Annotated in this window: 14 protein-coding genes and 2 pseudogenes; 10 read left to right on the top strand and 6 right to left on the bottom strand. The window is 69.9% G+C overall.

The features are described 5' to 3' along the window. The first annotated feature begins 218 nt into the window (after positions 1-218). The 5 genes from ACQP00_RS19625 (at position 219) to ACQP00_RS19605 (ending at position 3,518) form a co-directional block, all read left to right on the top strand. Complete coding sequence (locus ACQP00_RS19625) at positions 219-305, top strand: excalibur calcium-binding domain-containing protein (protein WP_433223907.1); 87 nt, start codon at positions 219-221, stop codon at positions 303-305. Positions 306-633: 328 nt separating this feature from the next. Next, a complete protein-coding gene (locus ACQP00_RS19620) occupies positions 634-1,218 on the top strand; it encodes a CBS domain-containing protein (RefSeq protein WP_433221092.1) in 585 nt (194 codons plus the stop codon). Then, the gene (locus ACQP00_RS19615; protein ID WP_433223905.1) at positions 1,155-1,634 is read left to right on the top strand and encodes a hypothetical protein; all 480 of its coding nucleotides are present in this window, start codon (positions 1,155-1,157) and stop codon (positions 1,632-1,634) included. The genes ACQP00_RS19620 and ACQP00_RS19615 overlap by 64 nt, the downstream gene beginning before the upstream one ends. A 50-nt stretch (positions 1,635-1,684) precedes the next feature. Further along, positions 1,685-1,978, top strand: coding sequence for a hypothetical protein (locus ACQP00_RS19610; protein ID WP_433221090.1), 294 nt, complete (start codon positions 1,685-1,687; stop codon positions 1,976-1,978). A gap of 448 nt (positions 1,979-2,426) precedes the next feature. Beyond that, entirely contained in the window at positions 2,427-3,518 is a 1,092-nt protein-coding gene (locus ACQP00_RS19605) for an IS630 family transposase (RefSeq protein WP_433207943.1), read from the top strand. 738 nt (positions 3,519-4,256) lie between these two features. Here the strand turns inward: ACQP00_RS19605 and ACQP00_RS19600 are convergent. Beyond that, entirely contained in the window at positions 4,257-4,901 is a 645-nt protein-coding gene (locus ACQP00_RS19600) for a hypothetical protein (protein WP_433221088.1), read from the bottom strand. Here ACQP00_RS19600 and ACQP00_RS19595 point away from each other — a divergent pair. Then, positions 4,881-5,399, top strand: a complete 519-nt coding sequence (locus ACQP00_RS19595; RefSeq protein WP_433223903.1) for a hypothetical protein — start codon at positions 4,881-4,883, stop codon at positions 5,397-5,399. The genes ACQP00_RS19600 and ACQP00_RS19595 overlap by 21 nt on opposite strands. 853 nt (positions 5,400-6,252) lie before the next feature. Here ACQP00_RS19595 and ACQP00_RS19590 read toward each other — a convergent pair. Next, positions 6,253-6,669, bottom strand: a complete 417-nt coding sequence (locus ACQP00_RS19590) for a CBS domain-containing protein (protein ID WP_433221086.1) — start codon at positions 6,667-6,669, stop codon at positions 6,253-6,255. A 213-nt stretch (positions 6,670-6,882) separates the two neighbouring features. On the opposite strand from ACQP00_RS19590, the gene ACQP00_RS19585 reads away from it, so the two are divergent. Continuing rightward, a complete protein-coding gene (locus ACQP00_RS19585; protein WP_433221084.1) occupies positions 6,883-7,377 on the top strand; it encodes a pyridoxamine 5'-phosphate oxidase family protein in 495 nt (164 codons plus the stop codon). A gap of 354 nt (positions 7,378-7,731) precedes the next feature. Here the strand turns inward: ACQP00_RS19585 and ACQP00_RS19580 are convergent, their stop codons facing one another. Continuing rightward, positions 7,732-8,493 carry a transposase gene (locus ACQP00_RS19580; protein WP_433221082.1) on the bottom strand — a complete coding sequence of 254 codons (762 nt, stop codon included), beginning with the start codon at positions 8,491-8,493 and terminating at the stop codon, positions 7,732-7,734. Positions 8,494-8,566: 73 nt separating this feature from the next. Here ACQP00_RS19580 and ACQP00_RS19575 point away from each other — a divergent pair, with 73 nt between their 5' ends. Beyond that, positions 8,567-9,628: a PP2C family protein-serine/threonine phosphatase gene (locus tag ACQP00_RS19575; RefSeq protein ID WP_433221080.1), complete on the top strand. Its 1,062-nt coding sequence runs from the start codon at positions 8,567-8,569 to the stop codon at positions 9,626-9,628. A 2-nt stretch (positions 9,629-9,630) separates the two neighbouring features. On the opposite strand, the gene ACQP00_RS19570 is transcribed toward ACQP00_RS19575, so the two are convergent. After that, positions 9,631-10,614, bottom strand: coding sequence for a hypothetical protein (locus tag ACQP00_RS19570; protein ID WP_433221078.1), 984 nt, complete (start codon positions 10,612-10,614; stop codon positions 9,631-9,633). Positions 10,615-10,788: 174 nt separating this feature from the next. Between ACQP00_RS19570 and ACQP00_RS19565 the strand changes: the two genes are divergently transcribed. Both ACQP00_RS19565 and ACQP00_RS19560 read left to right on the top strand, forming a co-directional pair. Beyond that, the gene (locus ACQP00_RS19565; RefSeq protein WP_433221076.1) at positions 10,789-11,535 is read left to right on the top strand and encodes a VOC family protein; all 747 of its coding nucleotides are present in this window, start codon (positions 10,789-10,791) and stop codon (positions 11,533-11,535) included. Between the two features lie 270 nt (positions 11,536-11,805). Next, positions 11,806-12,675, top strand: a pseudogene (locus ACQP00_RS19560) (IS110 family transposase); the annotation flags it as partial. A gap of 536 nt (positions 12,676-13,211) precedes the next feature. Here ACQP00_RS19560 and ACQP00_RS19555 read toward each other — a convergent pair. Together ACQP00_RS19555 and ACQP00_RS19550 are read right to left on the bottom strand one after the other, a co-directional pair. Then, positions 13,212-13,625, bottom strand: coding sequence for a transaldolase family protein (locus ACQP00_RS19555; protein ID WP_433223901.1), 414 nt, complete (start codon positions 13,623-13,625; stop codon positions 13,212-13,214). Between the two features lie 131 nt (positions 13,626-13,756). Beyond that, positions 13,757-14,314, bottom strand: a pseudogene (locus ACQP00_RS19550) (transaldolase family protein); the annotation flags it as partial. Positions 14,315-14,319 lie beyond the last annotated feature (5 nt).

The raw sequence follows: 14,319 nt of genomic DNA, 5'->3' as shown, positions 1-14,319 counted from the left end.
CTCGGCGAGCGCCACTCCGAGTGGGGCGCCAAGCCAATCGCCGGTTGAGGCGCCGACCGTGACCGTGGGAGCGCCGACGACTGTCGGGGTTCCGGGCGCGGCGACGACGAAAGCCGCGCCGGACAAGACAACCGCGGCGGTGCCAAAACCCACGAAACCGGCGGCGCCGAAAACGGCGAAGGCCGCACCGCCACCGGCGGTTCACTACAAAAACTGCGATGACGTCCGCGCGCAAGGGGGCAGCGCCGTTGTACCGCGGACAGCCTGGCTGTCGGTCAGGGCTGGACCGCGACGGTGACGGGTAGCCTGCGAGTAGCTGCCGCGCTCCCACTCCCGATCGGTGCACCCGGGGGGCCGTCATGCTCGGCGGGCTCCGCGCCGGCCGCCCCCTAACGCGTCGGCCAGGTGTAGCTGCTGGCCAGCCTGGCCCCGCCGATGCGGGTACGGGCCGACGAGAAGAGCCTGTGCCTTCGCATCCCGACCCGCGTGCCTACCTCGCCCACCCCGAACGGCTGCGAACGGCCGCTGACCGGCGCCACGCCATCCCACCCCGGCTGGTCCGCGACGCCAGGCTGGGCCGGCCCTTGGGCCGGCTCGTCCGCCCGGTCGTCTGGCGCGCTGACACGGACCCCGGTGCGTGACGTTGCAGCGCAGATCGGGGCCGCGCGGCTGTCGTACGCCCTCGTGCACGAGGGCAGCGGCGTCGGCATCATGACCGACCTCGACTTCCGCCGTCGTGTCGCGACCGGCGAGGTCGGCCTCGCCGCCCCGATCGCCATGCTGGCCTGCGCCCCCGTGCTGACCATCGCGGAGGACGCGATCCAGGCCGCCGCGCTGCTGAACATGATCGAGCACGGGGTACACCATCTGGTCGTCGCCGATCTTGCCGGGCGGCCGATCGGCGTGCTGCGCGCGGTGGACCTCGCCGGCGCCGAGGTGCGCGATCCGCTGCTCATCGGCCCGGCAATCGAAGAGGCCCGCGCCGTCGACGAGCTCGCCGCGGCCGGCCAGCTGCTGCCCGCGACACTGGTCGAGCCCGGCGCCGGCGGATTGCCGGCCACCCATATCGGCGCCATCCACGCGGCGGTCGTCGATGCCGCCGTGCGCTGCACCTGCACCCACTTCCCGCCCTCGACGGCGTGTGACACTCCTGGATCCTGCTCGGCTCGCTGGCCCGCCGGGAGCCGCTGCTGCTGTCCGATGTGGACACTGCGCTAGTCTGGGGCGAGCCTTCCGGCCGACGGGCTCGACTCGGGTACGGTGCGGCACGAGGCGCGCGAGGTGCTGTGGGTCCAGCAGCAGCGCGGTTTCACGCTATGCGCCAACGGCGCGAACGCCCACAACCCGGTCTTCAGCCGGGCTCGATCCGAGTGGCTGGCGGCCGCATGCGGCTTGCAGCACGACCCGACCCAGGACAACGCGCTGCTGCTCTCGGCGATGGTGGCCGACAGCCGCCCGCTGACCGACCCGCAGCTGGGCGACTCGCTCACTGCAACGGTCCGCTCGCACACCCGCACCAGCCAGTTCCTGCGTGCGCTGCCTGGGGTGGTGCGCCACGACCGGCGGCGACGGGGACGGGGCGACCGGGCCGGTCGGGACGTTCGGCCCTGAGCACGACCGCGGGCGCCCGATAGCGTCGATGCTGTACGGGCCGGAAGACGCGAAACACCCGGGGGTGACTCGGATGGCCGCCACGATGATCGTCGGCGCCCTGGCGGCGTGCACCTACGCCGTGCTGATCGCCCTACACGTCGCGGCGATCCGCCACGACCGCGGCGTCGCGGGGGCGAACCGCCCCCGGGTCGCCCGGTGGCTGGCGGCGAGCGGCGAACGGCGGCGGGCGCGCCGGGAGAGCAACGCCGTCCAGCGCCGCATCGACGGCGAACTCGACAAGGCCGCCTACCAGGTGACGATGGCGCAGATCGCCGCGCAGGACGCGATCGAGCGCCCGCTCCAGGTACCGAAGTCGCTGCTGTAGGGCCGCCGGCCGCTGGCGAGGACCACGGTCCTGTCCGAAGGAGGCGCCCGCCATGCACAAGGCTCTACTCGAGGCGGTGCGCGACGCCCGGCTCGCCCCGCCGATCCTCAACTCCCAGCCGTGGCGCTGGCGGACCCACCCCAATGCGGCCGAGCCGCACGCCGACCCGGCCCGCCAGCTGCTGCACCTCGACCCGCAAGGGCGGCTGATGACGCTCAGCTGCGGCGAGGCGCTGCATCACGCCCGGGTGGCGCTAACCGCCGCCGGCTACGAGCCCGCGGTCCAGCGGCTTCCCGACGCCCGGCGTGCCCGGCAACGCGGGACAGCGTCACGGCTTACCGCAGCATGCACGCCGGACCGACCGGCGCCCCTTCCTCGCGGGTGCCGTTCGATACGTTCGCCTAGTGTCCTGAGTCGTTAAATCGTCGTCAGTGGGTACAGGTGTGTTATGCCGTTGCCGACAGCAGTACCGATCGTGCTTACTGATGACGAGCGAGAGCAGTTGCTAGCGTGGTCGCGTCGTCCCTCGAGTGCGCAGGCCCTGGCGTTGCGGTCGCGGGTGGTCCTTGCCTGCGCGGCTGCCGGCGGGGCCGCGAACGGGCAGATCGCCGAGGAACTCGGCGTTTCGCGTAGCACGGTGACGAAGTGGCGGAACCGGTTCGCCGGTGATCGGCTCGACGGCCTGCTGGACGAGCCGCGGCCCGGCCGGCCCCGCACGATCGCCGACGCTGATGTAGAGCGGGTGATCACCACAACCCTCGAGACGACACCGAAGGACGCCACGCACTGGTCGACCCGCTCGTTGGCTGCTGAGGTTGGTCTGTCGCAGACCGCGATCTCACGGATCTGGCGGGCGTTCGGATTGCAGCCGCACCGGCAGGACGCGTGGAAACTGTCGAAGGACCCGCTGTTCATCGACAAGGTCCGTGATGTCGTCGGGCTGTACCTCGATCCGCCGGAACGCGCCGTGGTGTTGTGCGTGGACGAGAAGTCGCAGATCCAAGCACTGGACCGCACCGCCCCGGTCCTGCCGATGCTGCCCGGCACCCCGGCCCGCGCCACCCACGACTACGTCCGGGCCGGCACCTCAAGCCTCTACGCCGCCCTCGACCTGGCCACCGGCCAGGTGATCGGCTCCCTCCATGCCCGGCACCGCGCGATCGAGTTCAAGAAGTTCCTCCAGACCCTCGACCGGCAGGTCCCGGCGGACCTGGACGTGCACGTGGTGCTGGACAACGCCTCCACCCACAAAACCCCGACCATCAAGCGCTGGCTGACCGCCCACCCGCGGTTCGTCCTGCACTTCGTCCCGACCAGCGCATCCTGGCTCAACCTCGTCGAACGCTGGTTCGGGGAACTGACCACCAAGAAACTCCAACGCGGCACTCACCGCACCGTCCGCGCCCTCAACACCGACATCCGCGCCTGGATCGAGGCCTGGAACAACAACCCAAAGCCCTATGTCTGGACCAAGACCGCCGACCAGATCCTCGAATCCATCGCCCGCTACTGCACACGCATTAACGACTCACGACACTAGCTGCGCACCGCCGCCACCCGCGAGAGAGCGCACCTGTTCGTCCTCGCGGCCAGGACATCGAGTTTCTCCGGTACGCCGCTCAGGGCGCGCAGACCATGGAGGCCCGCGACATCCGGGCCACGCAGGACCTGCGGCAGTGGACACACCGGCCCGCGCACGCAGCCGACGGCATTGTGCCGGGCACCGTCTCGCCCTCTGTCGGCCGACCGCCCCGTACCGTTGCGCGACTTCACTCTCGGCGACGAGGCGACACTGCAGTCCAGTCCCGGCGACAACGCCGGCCGCCGAGTACCTCGCGGAGGCGACCGAGCAGGACGCGCCACTGGACTGGCTTGCCGCCGGGGAAGCCACAGCGCGGTGTGGCTGACGGCGACCTCCAACGGGCTGGCCGCCTCGCCGATCAGTAAGGTGATCGAGGTCCCCCGGCTCTCGCAAGCTGATCCAGCGCCTCCTGCCCGCCTCCGCGCACCCGCCGTCCGTCCTCCGCGTCAGCCTCGCACCCGCGTCGCGACCGCCCGACAGTCCCCGCCGGCCCACCGTAGACGGCTGATGAACTCACCCGTTCCAGCAGCATTGCGGTTCTGCGCGGTGCACGTTGACCGCATCGTCCTCCGCGCCCGGCCGCGGGGGCCGGCGATTGCTGGTATATGGCGCGGCCAGCCGGTGGCGGCCTCCTCCGCATCCCATCGGGACTGTGCGGAGAGGCCGCCACCGTGATCGGGTGCCATCCGGGCTTGGTCAGGCGTTGACCCTGGCCGGGGCCGCGCTCTTGGGGACCGCGAAGCCCGCGCTGCCCGGGGTCCGGGCGGCGTGCACGAGACCGGCCGCGCCGAGCAGGAACAGCAGGCCGGCGGCGAGGTACGCCACGAGCGCCGCCTGTCCGGCCTTGGCGCCGAACTCGCTGAACCCGTACGAAGTCAGCAGCAACCCCCGCAGCGTCTCACCCTTGAACACCGTCTCACGCGCCGCGTTGGTGTCGGTGAGCTGCTTCTGCACGTCGGCCACGGCAGCGGTGTCGCCGGACTTCTGGGCGTCGGCGAGCTTGGCCTTGAGCTCGGTCTGCACGTCACCGAGCTGCGCGTAGGTCTTGCCGCCGGCGATCGACTTCAGGTGCAGCCCGATGAACTCGTTGGCGTAGCACTCGGCCTGCTTGCCTGAGTTGAGCGGCTGGCCCGCGTACTCGACCAGGCACGCGGACTTCTTCTCCTCCGCCGTCAGCGTGTCCGCGGTCTTGAACGTGATCTGCTGCTGGCCGAGCTGGTCCTTGACGTAGTTGTTGGCGAAGTTGGCGTTGCTGGTCAGCACGATGCCGGCGACGAGGAGCAGACCGGCCAGGACAACCAGGCCGAGGCCGACGATGAGATCGAGGGTCTTGCGCTTCATGGTGCCCTCCCTGGGCTGCTGGATGCGCATTCAGCGTGGGGCGGCCGCGGCGCTGGCTGCAGAGTCGAAGCACCCTCCTCCGGCGGGACCTCCGGCCCGCTTCCAGCTGACGAGGCGGCGCTGATCGGCGAGTCGCTGCCGGTCACCCGGGAGTCCGGCGACGAGCTGTCCGCGGGGACCGTCACCGCCACCATCCGGGGCGTCGACGAGGTGGACCGGCCCGGTGCGTTCAGCGCTCTGGGTCGCATCGCTGCGCTGGTGGCCGGGCAGCCGCGCCGTCCGACACCGCTGCAGTGCAGGCTGGCCGGGCGGCCAGCCGGTGGGCGAGATGCTGCTAGCGACCGTCAGCCTCACCGTCGCCGCGGTACCGTAATCACGGCCGGCCGCGAACGCAACCGGGGCGTGGACGCTGCTGTCGCGGTGTCGCTGGCGCTGCAGCTTGGAGCGCTGTGGCGGCCTGGCTGCGCATGGACAACGCCCGAAGGAGGCGTGAGATGACCACCACCAGCAGCAGGCTCTTCCCTCTGGACCTGATGCAGCTGCCGAGCACTGTTCGGGATGCAAGCCGTCCGGGTCGAGGAGTACACCAACGGCGACACCTACGTGGTGCGCGCGGAGGCCCCTGGCCTGAACCCGGAGAAGGACGCGGACCGAAGACGTGGCGCCCTGCGCGGAGCGGGTAGCAGGCGTGCTCGACCAATAGGCGCGGGAGGAGACATCATCTCCGAGCGCAACACGGTCCTGCGATCGATACACCACGTCGCCCTCGCCGTCCGGTTCTGCGGCTCACTGATGGGAGCCGCCGGCCTCAAGGGCGCCGCGTCACAGGCGCGGCCGCGGGAACGGCTGGTAATCTCGTCGAACCGCTGGACGGTTGGCGCCGGCAAACTTGGCGGCGATGCCCGCGCACCTGACGGCTCTGCCAGTCTGTTGGCCGCCCAGCGCGGCGTGCCGGCGATGAGCGCGGCGAAGGCGGCCCTCACAGCTGGTGCGCTCGCGGCCACCGCGTACAGCCGCTGCCTCGGCCACCAGCCGAGGCCCGCGACGTCACGGTCGCCGGGGTTACCGGGCCAGCGTCCGGCACCCCCGAACGGATCGGCGTGGCGCAGCCGCCACTGGGCGGTGCCGGCGCTGACCGACGCTGACCGGCGCAGTAGTCGCCGTCACCGTGCTGGCCAGGCGAGCAGCAACGCCCCCGCTCGGTCGCTCGCGGCGTCGCCGCCCGGGCGCGCTAGGCGCTCCGGGTCGGCTGAGGCGAATCCCAGCGGCACTCGCCGAGGCGACCGCACTGACCATCGTCTCCGACGTCCGGTGCACCGTCGGGGCCGGTGGCGGCTCGGGCGCCGTGGCGTTACGGCGTGGAGATGGCCGAGAAGAGCTCGCCGACGCGATCATCGGGGAGGGCTCGGGCGACATCGGCCAGGGCGACCATGCCGACCAGGTCGAGCCCGTCGATGACGGGAAGCCGTCGTACCTTGTGCTGCGCCATCGTGTGCAGGATCGCATCGGTGTCGTCGTCGGCGCCGATGGTGACTGGTTTTCCTTCAGCGAGCTCGCCCGCACTGACACCGGCCGGGTCGCGCCCGCCGGCGATCACCTTCACCACGATGTCGCGGTCGGTGATCATGCCTTTGATGCGGCGGTCGTTGCCGCAGATCGGCATCGAGCCAACATGGAGGTCGGCCATCTGCTGCGCCGCCCGGGCGAGGCTCTCGTCCTCCCCGATGCAGGCGACATCGGGCGTCATGATGTCTCTCGCGGTCGTCATAGGTCCTCCTGCGCGTGCGTACCGGAGCTCCCTGGAAGCCGTGAACCAACCAGAGCTACCCATGGGCGACGCCGTTACACCGATCCTGGCACATCCTGCCGGCGACGCGCAGCATTCCCGTTGACCCCGCAATCAGGAGGTGAAAGTTGGATTCCGGCGGGTAGTTGTGCTGATCACTCGAATCTGTTCGGTACCGGTGATCGGAGAAGACGTATGGCAGACGTGCAGGACGGCCGCGGCAAGGTCATCGAGCTGGTGGGCAGGGCGCAGTCGGCGATGCTGACCACGATGACTCCCGCCGGGGACCATGTCAGCCGGCCGATGGCCGTGCAGGAGACGGAGTTCGACGGTGATTTGTGGTTCTTCGCCGCCGCCGATTCCGACAAGGTCCGTCAGATCCAGGCCGAGCCGCGGGTCAACGTGTCGCTGTCCAACGACAAGAAGAGCGAGTGGACCTCGATCGCGGGTACCGCTGAGATTGTCCACGACCCGGCCAAGGCTGAGCAGCTGTGGTCCAAGCCGTTGGAGGCCTGGTTCCCGGACGGCCCGCGCAGTCCCGGGGTGGCCCTGATCAAGGTGCATGCCGACACCGCCGAGTTCTGGGACGCCCCCACCAGCAAGGTCAAGCAGCTGCTGGGCATGGGCCGGGCGATCCAGCGTGACAACCCGGACGAGTTTCCGGTCGACAACCGCACCGTCGAGATGTGACGGCAAAGCCGGCGCGCATGGGCCGCCCGTCCGGCGGGTGGCTCTCGCTGGCCTAGGCGGTGATAACTCGCGCCGAAAGGTCGTCCGACGGGTCGCCGCCGCTGAGGTCCATGAAGCGAAGGCTGGCAGCGCCGCAACGCTCGATCGCCCCGTCAATTAGCCGTAGAGGGCGTGACCGCTCCGCGCCGCGGCGCATCACGTCGTCGCAGCCGCCGTTGAGCGAGACCAGCGGCGGCGGCAACGCGAGGGCGGCGTACAGCTGTGCGACAACGACCGGCGCCAGTAGCTGGCCGCGGATCGCCAGGTTGGCGTACTTCCGGCGCGGGTCGTCGACATTGAGTGAGCCAGACCAGGTCAGCCCACCCCGCAGGGCGTGCCGGATGTCCGCGGGCCGTGCAGTCCTCGCGCATACACCGCCCTATGTTTGGTGCCCGCCAGCCGGGTAGCTGCGCGGGGAACCTGGTATTGGGCCCGGACGGATTCGGGGTCGGGCTGGTCGAAGATGGTCCGGACCAGGGTCGCGACCCATGGCTGCGCCGTTCTTCGGGACCTTCGCCGGGAGGTTGCGCAGATAGTGCGTGCGCCAGCGTTGCCAGCCGGCGACGGCAGGGTGGCGACGATCGCGTTGACGAGGCCGCGGCGGGCGTCCGAGACGGCCAGTTTGACCCCCGAAAGGCCCTGGGCGGTCAACGAGCGCAGGAACGCCAGCCATCCCGCGCCGTCCTCGTCGGAACGCACGTCCAGGCCGAGGACTTCCCGGCCGCTGTCGGCGTTGACCCCGACCGCGCCCAGGGCGTGGACATTCACCGTCCGGCCATACTCCCGGACCCTCACCACGAGGGCGGTCATCCACACGAATGTGTAATGCGCCGCGTCCAGAGGCCGGTTGCGGAACGCCTCGACCTGCCCGTCCAGATGGGTCGTCATCTCCGACACCTGCGACTTCGACAGCGACGTGACCACGAGCTGCTCGACCAGCTTCTCCACCCGCCGGGTCAACACCCCCAGCAGGTACGCCCTCCCCACCATCACGAGCGCCCGTTCTGCCCGCCGGCGATGCTGCAGCCACCAGTCCGGGAAACCAGTCCAGGGAAATACGAACCCGAGCACCGCCACACTCGCTGCCGAGTTCCCGCACCACGCTCCGCACCTGGTCGCCGCCGGCCGCACGGCGCTGGCCTGCCTCCCGTTGCCCGGTCCCGATGGACCGATCGGCGTCATCACCTTCTGGTGGGACAACCCCCACAGCCCCGACACCGCCGAACGGATCACGCTTACCACCCTCGCCGGCTACACCGCCCTCGCCGTCCAACGCGTCCTCCAGCTCCAAGATCGCATCGACGCCGCCACCACCCTGCAGCAAGCCATGCTCACCGCCCTACCCCCGACCGAAGGGCTGCAACTGGCCGCCCGCTACCACGCCGCCCACGCCGGCGATCAGGTCGGAGGCGACTGGTATGACGCCTTCCAGACCACAACCGGCGCCACCATCATCGTCATCGGCGACGTCGCGGGCCACGACATCACCGCCGCCGCGCGAATGGGCCAGCTCCGGACCACACTGCGGGCCCTCGGCCACGACCGCGACGAAAAACCCGACCAGCTCCTCACCCGCACAGATGCCAACATCCAGCAGCTCAACCTGGATATCCTCGCTTCCGCGGTCGTCGCCCGCCTCGAACCGAACCCCCTCCAGCCCGCCACGTTCGACCTGTCCTGGTCCACGGCGGGGCATCCCCCGCCCCTGCTGCAACATGCCGACGGCAGCATCGACATCCTCACCGGCTCCGACCTGCTCCTCGGCGCCGACCACACCAGGCCTCGCTGCACCAGAATCGTCACGCTGCCGCCCGGCGCCACACTGCTGCTCTACACCGACGGCCTCGTCGAACTGCGCGAGATCGACATGCGCCAGCGCATCAGCAGACTTCGTGACCTGCTCGCCAGCCTGCACGACCACCCACTGGACCGCCTACTCGACACCCTCGTAGAGTCCCTCACCAGCCACAACCACGAAGACGACGTCGCTGTCATTGCCTGCCGCAACGTATCGCGGCCCTCGCAGACTCGACATCGGTCTCAGAACCTTGAACGCTCCTTCCGTTACGGTACGGACATATCCATGCGCCCGCGAGACGACGCTGGCAACGCTGTTCGAAAGGTCGCACGGACCCATCCCGATCCGCGTGATAGGGATGGATGCTCGTCGGCTATCGATAGCCGCGGATTTACGCCGGTGCTCCATCGGTGAGTTCAGCCCTTGCTCTGATAGTCCGCTTCGCTGGCGCCGGTGTCACCGTTGCCGCGGGCCGCCTTCTGGATGCGTCGCAGCTGGCGGTGGTGCACTGACGGCATTCGATGGGTGCACAGCTGTCTGATCAGCTCGATGCCGGTGGAGCGGCTGGAGAAGTACTCGGGGGCGGTGTATTGCGCCTGCACGAGCGTCTGCACCGCTTCGGTGGGCCGACCGCGGAGTGCGTGCAGCCGGGCCAGGTCGATATACAGCGCGCAACGCCTGGACGGCCTCCAGACGTTGCGCGGCTGCAGGCCGGCGGCGGCGCGGTCCGCGTCGGCATCTGCTCCGCGGTCCAGCGCGATGCGCAGCATCCATTGCCGGACGTTGGTGCTGCCGAACGACAAGCCGAACGCATCAGGGGTGCCGCGTGCAAGCCTCGCCAGCGAGTGTGCTTCCTCAAGATGGTCGGATACCGCCGACCATGACGAAGTCGCGCTGCGCGCGGCGGCCAACGCCGCAGTGAGGTGCAGCATGCCGCGGATCGACGCCGTGGGCGGATGTCCCTGCGGCAGCTGCCGCAGGCATGCTTCGGCAATGAGCAGAGTCCGGGTGGCGCTGTGACGGCGCGACGCGGCGTGCGCCTGGGCGAAGCCGGCAGCACCGAGCAGGAGCGGATGCCCGAACAGCCGCGCGGCGCGGGCGCACCGGTCAGCGGCCATGCCTGCGGTAGCGGTGTCGCCGAGCCCCCTGGCGATGAACACCGCGTCGAAACACAGGTGCGCCAGCAGCGGTAGCGCCGCCCGGCTGCCCGCATTGGCACCGCGGTGCGCCTCGATCAGAGGCTTCGGCAGCGCGGCTCCGGCCGCGGTGTAGCGGCATTCGGTCCGCAATCTCCGGATGCGGACGGCGCCGGTGTCGACACCGCTGCCGCTCGCCGTCCACAACGAGCTGGACGAGGGGAGCACCTCGTCCAGGCGGGTCCGAGCAAATGCCCCGATCATCGTGAGATCGCCTCTCCCGCGGCGCCTGCCGTGCACCGGCAGTTCGCTTCCCCCCGGGCAACCTGGTGAAACAAAATTTACTACTTCGTTGCCGGCTACCGGATTTGTTTCCGCCAATCGGTCAAGGGGTAGCCGCTCGATCAATTTCCGGACTGTTTGATAGGAGCGGCCGTGATGATGAGTCTGCCGGAAGTCACCTCCGGGCCGCGCGTGGGTGGCGGCGCTAATCGATTCATAGGCGTCGAACTCGATGCCGTCGATACTGACACCGTGGGAGGCTTCTGGGCGGCCGTGCTGCGCGGCACCCTGGCCGCGGACGGGCTGGGCGGCTGGCGGGTGCACACCTCCCGGCGTCACTCGGTGTCGGAGGTGATCTGGATCAATCCGGTCAAGCACCCGCGCACGGTCAAGAGCCGGGTCCATTTTGACTTGCGCCTCGGTGCCGAGTCACCCGACGCGCTGCTACGCGCGGGCGCTGTGGTGCTGCGCAGTCCCGGCCGTGACCCGTGGTACGTGCTGGCCGATCCGGAGGGCAACGCCTTCTGCGTGTACCCGTGCGGGCCGGACCGGCCAACCGGCATCTTCGAACTCGTGGTGGACAGCCGTGACCCGCACGCCCAGGCGGCCTGGTGGGCGGCCGTCCTCGGCGGCCGGGCCGAGGCGGAAGGCACTGCTGCCGCCGTCACCGGCGCCACGGCCCTTCCGTGGGACTACCTGCTCTTCGACGCGGTCCCGGAGCCCAAAACCGTGCCGAACCGGATGCGCTGGCACATCGAACTGGCCCAGCCCGACCCGGGCGGGCTCGTCAAGGCCGGCGCCACCCTGCTCGACGTCAGCGGTCCACAATCCGACCGGTACTGGCACCTCGCGGACCCGGAAGGCAACGAGTTCTGCGCACACGCTGCTGCCCGATCGCGCTGACGGTGTCCGCGAGGATGGAAATCTGGCACCGACGCCCCGTTGCCTTTTCGGGTCCCCGTAGGGGACGTTCGGTCGCCTGGTCCGGTATGACTTACCACCCCTGTCGTGTGCATGATCCGGTGGTGTTGTCGCCGGGCTGGGTGGCGCCGATGGACCGCTGATAGGGATACGACCGCCCGGCGTGTTGGGGTAGGTCTCTTCGTAACGTGGCTGTCGCCAGTCGACGCCAGCGGGCGGCCAGGGCTGGGGCCCGTAGCCCGGGGAGGCGATGTGCACGGCGATTACCAGGTGTTCCTCGGGTTGGATGTCGGCACGGACGGCCATCATGCGGTAGCGCTGAACCGCGAGGGCAAGCGGCTGCACGACCCGGCGCTGGTCAACACCGAGGCGAAGCTGCGGCAGGTGTTCGACCGGCTCGCCCGGCACGGCCGGGTCCTCGTCGTGGTCGATCAGCCGGCCTCGATCGGGGCGCTGCCGGCCGCGGTCGCCCGGGCCTGCGGGCATGAGGTGGTCTATCTGCCCGGGCCGGCAATGCGCCGCATCGCCGATCTGCACCCGGGCGCGGCGAAGACGGACGCCCGTGACGCGTTCGTCATCGCCGACGCCGCCCAGACGTTGCCACACACGCTGCATCGGGTCGACATCGGCGACGAGGCTCTGGCTGAGCTGGAGGTCGTGGTCGGCTTCGATGACGACCTCGCCGGTGAGCCACCCGGATCAGCAATCGCATCCGCGGGCTGCTGACCCAGATCCACCCCGCACTCGAGCGGGAACTCGGACCGAAAGTCTCCAGCACAAAGCCGTCCTGGACTTGCTGTCGCGCTGCGGCGGCTCGGCCGGCCTGCGCAAGGCCGGGCGGTCGAAACTCGCCGAGATCGTCCGTCCGCACGCGCCGCGCATGGGCGAACGCCCGTCGAACGCCTGGTCGAGCAGATTGTCACCGCGCTGCGCGAGCAGACGGTGACCGTCCCGGGCACCGCCGCGGCGGAGACGATCCTGCCGAAACTGGCCGAGGGCCTGCGCGCGGTGCTGCGTCAGCGTGACGGTGCTCGCCGGCGAGCTCTCCAGCGCCGGCGGCGACTATGTCACTGCCTTCGCCATGTACGAGTCGAAGTACCGAGGGTCAAGCCAAGAACATCAATCTCTACGACTACGCCAGACCGTCAAGTAGTGGCTATACCGGGCCGCTGCGTCGCCGCCCGCTACCGGGGAAGACACCACGTCGGAAGGCCAGGGCCGATCGGCTCGCTCGCGTCGTCGGCGCCGTTCAGGCCACGGACCGGTCGACCGGCGGCGCGCGATACGCGCGGCCCGCCGGTCCGGGTGGCGGCCGTGGCAAAGGTCGCCAAACGGATCGGACACCAAGGTCCTGTCGGCGCGCAACGGACTGCGGCCCGGAGCGGTCGGGGCAGGCACGAGGGTCTTCGTGGCCGGCACCATCCAGGGCTCCGGGACGTCGGCGTCATACACGGCGGCCTACGTTCTGATGCACAATCAGCAGGCCGGCGCACCGCAGTCCGGTCCGCGCCGTCGACGGCGCCTACGGCTGAGGCCATGACCGGCTGATGCACCAGCATCGGTGCCCGCAACGTCCGGGCACCGATCGCGCGCCGCTGAACCTTTTGTTGTGTGCGTCTGCTCAGACAGAGGCCCGCGCGGGGTTGTGGCTCAGTGTGTTACCGCGCTTTGTCCTGCAGTTCTGCGCGGACGGATTCGGTGAGGTCGTTCCAGGAGTCGACGAACTTCTGGATGCCTTCTTCTTCGATGGTGGTGAACACGTCGTCCAGGTCGACGCCGGCACCGGTCACGGCCTGGATGACCTGCGCCGCGTCGTCGTAGGTCTGCTCGATCGGTGTGCTGAGGGTTCCGTGGTCGGCGTAGGCCTTGAGCGTCTTTTCCGGCATGGTGTTGACCGTGCCGGACGCGATGAGGCCGCTGACGTAGAGGGTGTCGGGGTAGTCGGAACTCTTGACGCCGGTCGAGGCCCATAGGGGGCGCTGCGGCGCGGCTCCCTGCTGCTGCAGCGCTCGCCACCGGTCGGAGGAGAAGACCTCCACGTGGGCCTGATGGGCCAGCCGTGCGTTCGCCAGCGCGGCCTTGCCTTGCAGGGACGGGTCGGCGCCGGCCTTGTCGAGGCGTTTGTCGACCTCGGTGTCGACGGGGAGACGAAGAAGGACGCCACCGACTCGATCCCTTCCAGCGATGCGCCGCTCCGCGCTCGCTGCTCGAGCCCGGACAGGTAGGCGTCCATGACAGACCGGTACCGTTCGGGGCTGAAGATGAGGGTGACGTTGACGCTGATGCCCTGGGCGATCGACGTGGTGATGGCCGGCAGAGCCTGTTGGGTCGCCGGGATCTTGATGTACAGATTGGGCCGGTCGACCAGCCACCACAGGTGCGCGGCCTCCGCCGCCGTGGCGTCGCTGTCGCGGGCGACCCCGGGCGACACCTCCAGTGATACCCGCCCGTCGCGGCCGGTGCGCTGCGCCACCGGGGCGAGCATGTCACAGGCGTCGCGGACGTCGGCCGCGGTGATGGTGCGCAGCGCCTCGTCGACGCTGACGTTCCGCACGGCCATCGCGTGGACCTGGTCGTCGTAGGATGCCGAGCCGCTGATCGCGGCGGCGAAGATGGTGGGGTTGGTGGTGACGCCGACGACCGAGTAGTCGTCGATCAGCGACTGCAGGTTGCCGCTGCGGATACGGTCACGGGAGAGGTCGTCGAGCCAGACGGCCACCCCCGCCTTCGACAGTTCGGCCAGCGGCTCGTTCTGCGCCATGATCA

It is taken from the genome of Dactylosporangium sp. CS-047395, assembly GCF_050942185.1.
GTDB lineage: Bacteria > Actinomycetota > Actinomycetes > Mycobacteriales > Micromonosporaceae > Dactylosporangium.
This window is presented reverse-complemented; position numbering and strand designations above follow the sequence as displayed.

Excerpts from the sequence above, each read along its gene's own strand:
- ACQP00_RS19625 (WP_433223907.1), top strand. The coding sequence starts at position 219 with ATGACGTCCGCGCGCAAGGGGGCAGCGCCGTTGTACCGCGGACAGCCT.
- ACQP00_RS19610 (WP_433221090.1), top strand. The coding sequence starts at position 1,685 with ATGGCCGCCACGATGATCGTCGGCGCCCTGGCGGCGTGCACCTACGCC.
- ACQP00_RS19605 (WP_433207943.1), top strand. The coding sequence starts at position 2,427 with ATGCCGTTGCCGACAGCAGTACCGATCGTGCTTACTGATGACGAGCGA.
- ACQP00_RS19600 (WP_433221088.1), bottom strand. The coding sequence starts at position 4,901 with ATGAAGCGCAAGACCCTCGATCTCATCGTCGGCCTCGGCCTGGTTGTC.
- ACQP00_RS19590 (WP_433221086.1), bottom strand. The coding sequence starts at position 6,669 with ATGACGACCGCGAGAGACATCATGACGCCCGATGTCGCCTGCATCGGG.
- ACQP00_RS19585 (WP_433221084.1), top strand. The coding sequence starts at position 6,883 with ATGGCAGACGTGCAGGACGGCCGCGGCAAGGTCATCGAGCTGGTGGGC.
- ACQP00_RS19570 (WP_433221078.1), bottom strand. The coding sequence starts at position 10,614 with ATGATCGGGGCATTTGCTCGGACCCGCCTGGACGAGGTGCTCCCCTCG.
- ACQP00_RS19565 (WP_433221076.1), top strand. The coding sequence starts at position 10,789 with ATGATGAGTCTGCCGGAAGTCACCTCCGGGCCGCGCGTGGGTGGCGGC.